Annotated in this window: 9 protein-coding genes; 3 read left to right on the top strand and 6 right to left on the bottom strand. The window is 73.2% G+C overall.

Features of this window, described 5'->3' with window-relative positions:
• A partial coding sequence (locus HGA02_RS07955) for a TRAM domain-containing protein (RefSeq protein WP_168678570.1) occupies positions 1-194 on the bottom strand: 194 nt, incomplete at its 3' end.
• Positions 184-2,187, bottom strand: a complete 2,004-nt coding sequence (locus HGA02_RS07950; protein ID WP_168678569.1) for an amino acid permease — start codon at positions 2,185-2,187, stop codon at positions 184-186. The genes HGA02_RS07950 and HGA02_RS07955, both read right to left, overlap by 11 nt.
• Positions 2,188-2,303: 116 nt before the next feature.
• On the opposite strand from HGA02_RS07950, the gene HGA02_RS07945 reads away from it, so the two are divergent.
• Both HGA02_RS07945 and HGA02_RS07940 read left to right on the top strand, forming a co-directional pair.
• Positions 2,304-2,954 carry a potassium channel family protein gene (locus tag HGA02_RS07945; protein WP_168678571.1) on the top strand — a complete coding sequence of 217 codons (651 nt, stop codon included), beginning with the start codon at positions 2,304-2,306 and terminating at the stop codon, positions 2,952-2,954.
• Complete coding sequence (locus HGA02_RS07940) at positions 2,951-3,625, top strand: potassium channel family protein (RefSeq protein WP_162352156.1); 675 nt, start codon at positions 2,951-2,953, stop codon at positions 3,623-3,625. Before HGA02_RS07945 ends, HGA02_RS07940 begins: the two co-directional genes overlap by 4 nt.
• Here the strand turns inward: HGA02_RS07940 and HGA02_RS07935 are convergent.
• From HGA02_RS07935 to dut, 4 genes are all read right to left on the bottom strand, one after another.
• Positions 3,558-4,331 carry a DUF3159 domain-containing protein gene (locus tag HGA02_RS07935; RefSeq protein ID WP_168678568.1) on the bottom strand — a complete coding sequence of 258 codons (774 nt, stop codon included), beginning with the start codon at positions 4,329-4,331 and terminating at the stop codon, positions 3,558-3,560. The genes HGA02_RS07940 and HGA02_RS07935 overlap by 68 nt on opposite strands.
• A gap of 1 nt (position 4,332) precedes the next feature.
• On the bottom strand, positions 4,333-4,701 hold the full coding sequence (locus HGA02_RS07930) for an OB-fold nucleic acid binding domain-containing protein (protein WP_168678567.1): 369 nt from the start codon (positions 4,699-4,701) through the stop codon (positions 4,333-4,335).
• Positions 4,698-5,417 (bottom strand): DUF3710 domain-containing protein, encoded by a 720-nt coding sequence (locus HGA02_RS07925; RefSeq protein ID WP_168678566.1) that lies wholly within the window; start codon positions 5,415-5,417, stop codon positions 4,698-4,700. The genes HGA02_RS07930 and HGA02_RS07925 overlap by 4 nt, the downstream gene beginning before the upstream one ends.
• A 99-nt stretch (positions 5,418-5,516) precedes the next feature.
• Positions 5,517-6,029 (bottom strand): dUTP diphosphatase, encoded by a 513-nt coding sequence (gene dut / locus HGA02_RS07920; protein ID WP_210728308.1) that lies wholly within the window; start codon positions 6,027-6,029, stop codon positions 5,517-5,519.
• Between dut and HGA02_RS07915 the strand changes: the two genes are divergently transcribed.
• The coding region (locus tag HGA02_RS07915; RefSeq protein WP_168678564.1) for a DUF3093 domain-containing protein at positions 6,028-6,429 on the top strand (402 nt) is incomplete at its 3' end. The two genes, dut and HGA02_RS07915, sit on opposite strands and share 2 nt — an antisense overlap.

Below are 6,429 nucleotides of genomic sequence, written 5' to 3'. Positions count from 1 at the left end.
ACCGCGTCGGCGCGCCAGAACTTCGCGGTCTCCCCCGCGTCCGTCAGCCGCGCCCGCACGCGCTCGCCGGGCAGCGTGTGCCGCACGAACACGACGCGCCCCTCGTGCCGCGCGACGCAGTGCCCGCCGTGCGCGACCGGCCCGACCTCGAGCTCCACGACCGCGCCCACGGCCTCCGTCGTCTCAGTAACCACGCGGCACCGTACCCCGCACCGGGTCCTCGAGACCCGTCTGCCCCTCCGTCGAGGCGAGCTGCCACGGCACCGACGCGACCACCACACCCGGCGTGAACAGCAGGCGCCCCTTGAGCCGCAGCGCGCTCTGGTTGTGCAGCAGCTGCTCCCACCAGTGCCCGACGACGTACTCCGGGATGTACACGACGACGAGGTCGCGCGGGCTCTCGCGGCGGATCGAGCGCACGTACGTGAGCACCGGCCGCGTGATCTCGCGGAACGGCGAGTCCAGCACGCGCAGCGGCACGGGCAGGTTCATCGACTCCCACTGCGCGCGCAGCGCGTCGACGTCCTCGGGGTCGACGCCCACCGTGACGGCCTCGAGCAGCTGCGGTCGCGACGCCCGCGCGTACGCGAGCGCGCGCATCGTCGGCCGGTGCAGGTGCGACACGAGCACGATCGCGTGCACGCGGCTCGGCAGCGCCCGGTGCGCGTCGGCGTCCTCGCCGAGCGCGAGCTCGGCGCGCACGTGCTGGTAGTGCTTGTTGATGCCCTTCATGAGCACGTACACCGCGACCATGGCGAGGATCGCGATCCACGCGCCGTGCGTGAACTTCGTGACGAGCACGATCACGAGGACCGTCCCCGTCATCGCGAGGCCGATCGTGTTGATGACCCGGGACCGCTTCATCTGGCTGCGGACGGACGGGTTCGGCTCGGTGCGCAGCGCACGCGTCCAGTGCCGCACCATGCCCGTCTGGCTGATGGTGAAGGACACGAAGACGCCGACGATGTAGAGCTGGATGAGGCGCGTGACCTCGGCGTCGAACGCCCAGATCAGCGCGATCGCCGCGGCCGCGAGCGTGACGATGCCGTTGGAGAAGGCCAGCCGGTCGCCGCGCGTGTGCAGCTGCCGCGGCAGGTACCCGTCGCGCGCCAGGATCGACCCGAGCACCGGGAAGCCGTTGAAGGCGGTGTTCGCGGCGAGCACGAGGATCAGGCCCGTCACGACCGACACCAGCACGAACATCACCGGGATGCCCTGGAAGACCGAGTCGGCGAGCTGGCTGATGACGGGGTGCTGCACGTAGTCGTCGCCGACCGGCACGCCGTCCTCGAGCAGCTGGATCGACGGGTCCTGCGCGAACCGCACCTGCGTCGCCTGCGCGAGCAGCAGGATCGACATGATCATGACGATCGAGAGCCCGCCGAGCAGCGCGAGCGTCGTCGCCGCGTTCTTCGACTTCGGCTTCTTGAACGCCGGGACGCCGTTGCTGATCGCCTCCACACCGGTCAGCGCCGCACAGCCCGACGCGAACGCGCGCAGGATGAGGAAGAAGCCGGCGAGGCCCGCGAGCCCCTGGTCGAAGCCCGCCTCCGGCGCGACGTCGAAGCCCGCGCTCTCCGCGAGCGGCAGCGAGCCGGTGAAGTACCGGATCGCGCCGAACAGCGCGAGCGACCCGATCGCGAACATGAAGAGGTAGACCGGGATCGCGAACGCGCTCCCGGACTCCTTGACGCCGCGCAGGTTCGCGATGGTCAGCAGCACGACCAGCCCGATCGCGAAGACGGCCTCGTGCCCGCGCAGGGGTGGGAACGCCGTCGCGGCGTACTGCGCCCCGGAGGAGATCGACACCGCGACGGTGAGCACGTAGTCGACCAGCAGCGCGCTCGCGACCGTCACGCCCGCGTTCGGGCCGAGGTTGGTGTTCGCGACCTCGTAGTCGCCGCCGCCCGACGGGTAGGCGTGCACGTTCTGCCGGTACGACGCGACCACCGTGATCATCACGACCACGACAGCGAGACCGACCCACGGCGAGATGACGAGCGCCGACAGCCCGGCCAGCGACAGCGTCAGCAGGATCTCGTCGGGCGCGTACGCCACCGACGACAGCGCGTCCGACGCGAACACCGGCAGGGCGATCCGCTTCGGCAGGAGCGTGTGGCCGAGGCGGTCGCTCCGGACGGGACGTCCGAGGACGAGTCGCTTGGCGGCATCCGCGAGATCCGACACGATGTCTGATGCTAGGCCCGCCGTGACCCCGCAGCACCATCCGGTGGTCCCGCAGGTCGTCGGCTCACCGGGACGGCGTCACGGGTATAGCGTGACGCCCTGTGCACTTCGTGATCATGGGCTGCGGCCGGGTCGGCGCGTCGCTCGCGCAGTCGCTCGAGGACAACGGCCACTCCGTGGCGGTCATCGACCAGAACTCCGACGCGTTCCGCCGGCTCGACGCGGACTTCGGCGGCAACAAGGTCACCGGCATGGGCTTCGACCGCGACACGCTCACGCAGGCGGGCATCGAGGACGCGTTCGGCTTCGCCGCGGTGTCCGACGGCGACAACTCGAACATCCTCGCGGCGCGCGTCGTGCGCGAGACGTTCGGGATCGACAACGTCGTCGCCCGCATCTACGACCCGCACCGCGCCGAGATCTACCAGCGGCTCGGCATCCCGACCGTCGCGACCGTCCGCTGGACCGCGCACCAGGTGCTGCGCCGGCTGCTGCCGATGGGCGCGACCGACGAGTACCGCGACCCGTCGGGCCAGATCCAGCTGGCCCAGGTCGACGTCCACGACGGCTGGATCGGGCGCCCGCTGCGCGTGCTCGAGGAGGCCGCGGGCGTGCGCATCGCCTACCTCACCCGCTACGGCGACGGCGTGCTGCCGGCGCCGGACACCGTCCTGCAGGAGAACGACATCGTGCACGCGCTGTACCGGGCCGACGACGCGGCCTTCGTCGAGCGGACCCTCACGCACGCCCCGGCGGTGACCGAGTGAGGGTCGTCATCGCGGGTGCCGGCTCGGTCGGCCGCTCGATCGCGCGCGAGCTCCTCGGGCACGACCACGAGGTCACGCTCATCGACCGGCAGCCGTCCGCGATGCGCGTCGCGCAGGTCGCGGACGCCGACTGGCTGCTCGCCGACGCGTGCGAGCTGCCGACCCTGCGCGAGGTGCGCGCGGACGAGTGCGACGTCGTCGTGGCCGCGACGGGCGACGACAAGGCCAACCTCGTCATCTCGCTGCTCGCGAAGACCGAGTTCGGCGTGCCGCGCACGGTCGCGCGCGTCAACAACCCGAAGAACGAGTGGATGTTCGACGAGGCGTGGGGCGTCGACGTCGCCGTGTCGACGCCGCGCATCATGACCGCGATGGTCGAGGAGGCCGTCACCGTCGGCGACCTCGTGCGGATCTTCACGTTCCACCAGTCGCGCGCGGACATCCTCGAGATCACGCTGCCCGACGACTCGCCGCTCGCGGGCGTGCGCCTCGGTCAGATCGACTGGCCCGCCGACACGGTCCTCGCGTGCATCGTGCGCGACGCGCGCCCGATCGCCCCCAGCCCGGACGACACCCTCGAGGGACGCGACGAGCTGCTGTTCGTCACGGGTCGTGACGCGGACGAGAAGGCGCTCGACCTGCTCCTGACCCGCGGACCAGCAGCCAGCTGATCCAGAGGGCCAGCGCGAACAGCGGGACGCCCATGACGAGCTTCGCAGTGCCCAGCCACGCGACCTCGGCCGAGAGGTAGAGCGGCACCTGCACGCCCAGGCGCAGCGCGAACACGACGATGATCGGCCACGTCGCGAGCGTGTAGCGCCGCCGGAGCTCGCGGTCCTGCCGCCACGCGACGGCCGCCGACCAGGACCCGCCCGCGACGGGCCCGTCCTTCGCGAACAGCCCGGCGACGATCCCGACGAGCGGCCACCCGACCAGCACCGAGACGAGCGTCCCGACGAGGTACGCGACGTTAGTCCACAGGCCGTACGCGAAGTAGTCCTCCGCCTGGCCGGTGCGCACGGCCCAGAACACGCCGATGCCGACGCCGACGACGCCCGCGAAGGCCTGCGTGACCGGCGTGCGCTGCACGAGCCGGGCGACGACGGCGACGAGCGCGGCCGCACCGGCCGCGACCAGCGCGGGCGTCATGCGCTGCCCGGAGACGAGGTAGACGACCACGAACAGCAGGCCGGGCGCGACCGACTCGACGATCCCCCGGACGCCGCCCATCGCGTCGAGCGCGGAGAACTCGTCCGCCGTGACGGCGCGCAGGCCGCGTGCGGTGCCGCCCTCCTCGGGCTGGACGACGTCGTCGACGACGTCGAGGGGCCGCTCCGCGGCGGCCGGGTCGGCGGCGTGCCGCGGTTCCTCCGTCACGTCACTCCCCCGGCCGCGGACGCAGCTCGTACTTGGGGTTGAACACCGTGCGCCGGCCGTCGACCTGGCACACGAGCCCCTCGATGCGCACGCGGCGCCCCGGCGCGATGCCGGCGATCTCCCGCCGGCCGAGCCACACCAGGTCGAGCGTGCCGCTGCCGTCGTACAGCTCGGCCTCGAGCGCCGGGACGCCCTCGCGCGGGCGCAGCACGACCGAGCGGATGACGCCCGACACGCTCGCGCGCGTGCGGTCGGCGAGCTGCTCGACCGGCGTGCAGCCGACCGACCGCAGGGCGTCGGCGCGCTCCTCGTCGGCCTCGATCTCGGCCTGCGACGCGACGACCTTGCGCATGCGCTCCTTGAGCGTCATCGGATCTCCGTGATCTCCGGTCCGCGGGTCAGCGGGTCGAACGTGGGCTTCTCGGCGGCGGGCTCCGCGGGGGCCTGCGCCGGGCCGGGGAGCTTGAGGGCGAGCAGGTCGCGCGGCGGGCGGGCCTCGGTGCCGCGCACGACGACGATGCGGGCGAACAGCTGCTCGAGCGCCTCCGCGGCGCCCGGCTCGACCGCGCCCTTGCCCGTGATGACGCCGCGCAGGAACCAGCGGGGCCCGTCGGCGCCGATGAAGCGCGCCGGCCGGTGGCCGGTCCGCCCCTCGGGCGTCTTGACGGGGAGCCGCGCGAGCAGCTCGCGGCCGAACGGCCCGGGGATGTCGTCGACGGACCCGCCCTGGGCGGTCACCGACTCGGCGATCTCCTCGCGGATCTCGTCCCAGATGCCCTCGGAGCGCGGTGCGGCGAACGCCTGGACCTGCAGCGACGACCCGTCGAGGAGCACGGACGCGGCGGACACCACGTTCGTCGCCTTGTCGATCTCCATGCGCAGCTCCATGCCGGGCAGCCCGGGCAGCCGGATCGCACCGAGGTCGACGCGCGGGATGTCGTCGGTGACCTCCGACTCGTCCCACGGGCCCGCGGTGCGGGCGGGTGCCGACGGCTCCGCGTCGCCCGGCTCGTCGAGCGGGACGGACTCGGTCTCGACGACCTCGTCGGCGGCCGTGTCCTTGCCGCCGCGTCGGAACAGACCCACGACACTCTCCTCCCGGCGCACCCGTGCGCGCCGTCACTCTCGACAGTAGTCCTGCGCCGGACCGCGACCTAGTCGGTCGCGGCGGCGTCCCGGCACCGGTCAGCCCGTGTGCGCAACCTTCCAGCCACCGCTCGACCCGAACCCGCCGTCGCCGCGGTGCGACCCCGGCAGGTGCTCGACCTCGACGAACCGTGCGCGCTCGACGCGCTGGACGACGAGCTGCGCGACCCGGTCGCCGCGGTGCAGCTCGAGCGCGTGCTCGACGTCGGTGTTGAGCAGCGTCACCGCGATCTCGCCGCGGTAGCCCGCGTCGACCGTGCCGGGCGCGTTGACGATCGTGAGCCCGTGCCTGGCGGCGAGCCCCGAGCGCGGGTGGACGAACGCGGCGTAGCCGTCCGGCAGCGCGATCGCGACACCCGTCGGGACGGTCACCCGACCCTGCGGCGGGACGACCACGTCGACGCGCGTCACGAGGTCCGCGCCGGCGTCGCCCGGGTGCGCGTAGGAGGGTGCGGGCAGGTCCGGGTCGAGCCGGAGGAGCAGCACCTCGACGGGCGGTTCGGCGGTCACGGGGCCCGACCCTACCTCGCCGGGATGGGATGCTGGGGGCATGCCTGGCACCGCTCCGCGTCCGTCGTCCGCACCCGTCCCGGGACCGGTCTGGTCGGAGCGGCTGTGGCTCGGCCCGTGGGGGTGGACGCTCCTCGTGGCGTTCACCCTCATGCTCGGCGTGGTGCTGGTGCCGGTCGACGCGGTGCTGGCGGTCGTCGTGGCGCTCGTCGCCCTCGCGGGCGGCCTCACCGCCGCGGTCCTGCTCACGCCGACGGTCTCGGTGCGCGACGGCGTGCTGCGCGCGGGTCGTGCGCACATCCCGGTGGCGCTGCTGGGCGCCGTCACGGTGCTCGACGCGGACGCGCTGCGCACCGAGCTGGGGCCGCGCCTCAACGCGCGCGCGCACGTGTGCCTGCGGGGGTGGGTGCGCAGCGGCGTGCGCGTGGAGCTGGCCGACCCC

This window comes from Cellulomonas septica, from assembly GCF_012396155.1.
In the GTDB taxonomy this organism is placed as follows: domain Bacteria; phylum Actinomycetota; class Actinomycetes; order Actinomycetales; family Cellulomonadaceae; genus Cellulomonas; species Cellulomonas septica.
The sequence above is the reverse complement of the archived record's forward strand: the minus strand, read 5'-3'. Positions and strand labels throughout refer to the sequence as shown.

What these genes read in the sequence shown, in the direction of transcription:
- HGA02_RS07945 (WP_168678571.1), top strand. Translation starts at nt 2,304, where the DNA reads ATGGGCTGCGGCCGGGTCGGCGCGTCGCTCGCGCAGTCGCTCGAGGAC.
- HGA02_RS07930 (WP_168678567.1), bottom strand. Translation starts at nt 4,701, where the DNA reads ATGACGCTCAAGGAGCGCATGCGCAAGGTCGTCGCGTCGCAGGCCGAG.
- dut (WP_210728308.1), bottom strand. Translation starts at nt 6,029, where the DNA reads ATGCCCCCAGCATCCCATCCCGGCGAGGTAGGGTCGGGCCCCGTGACC.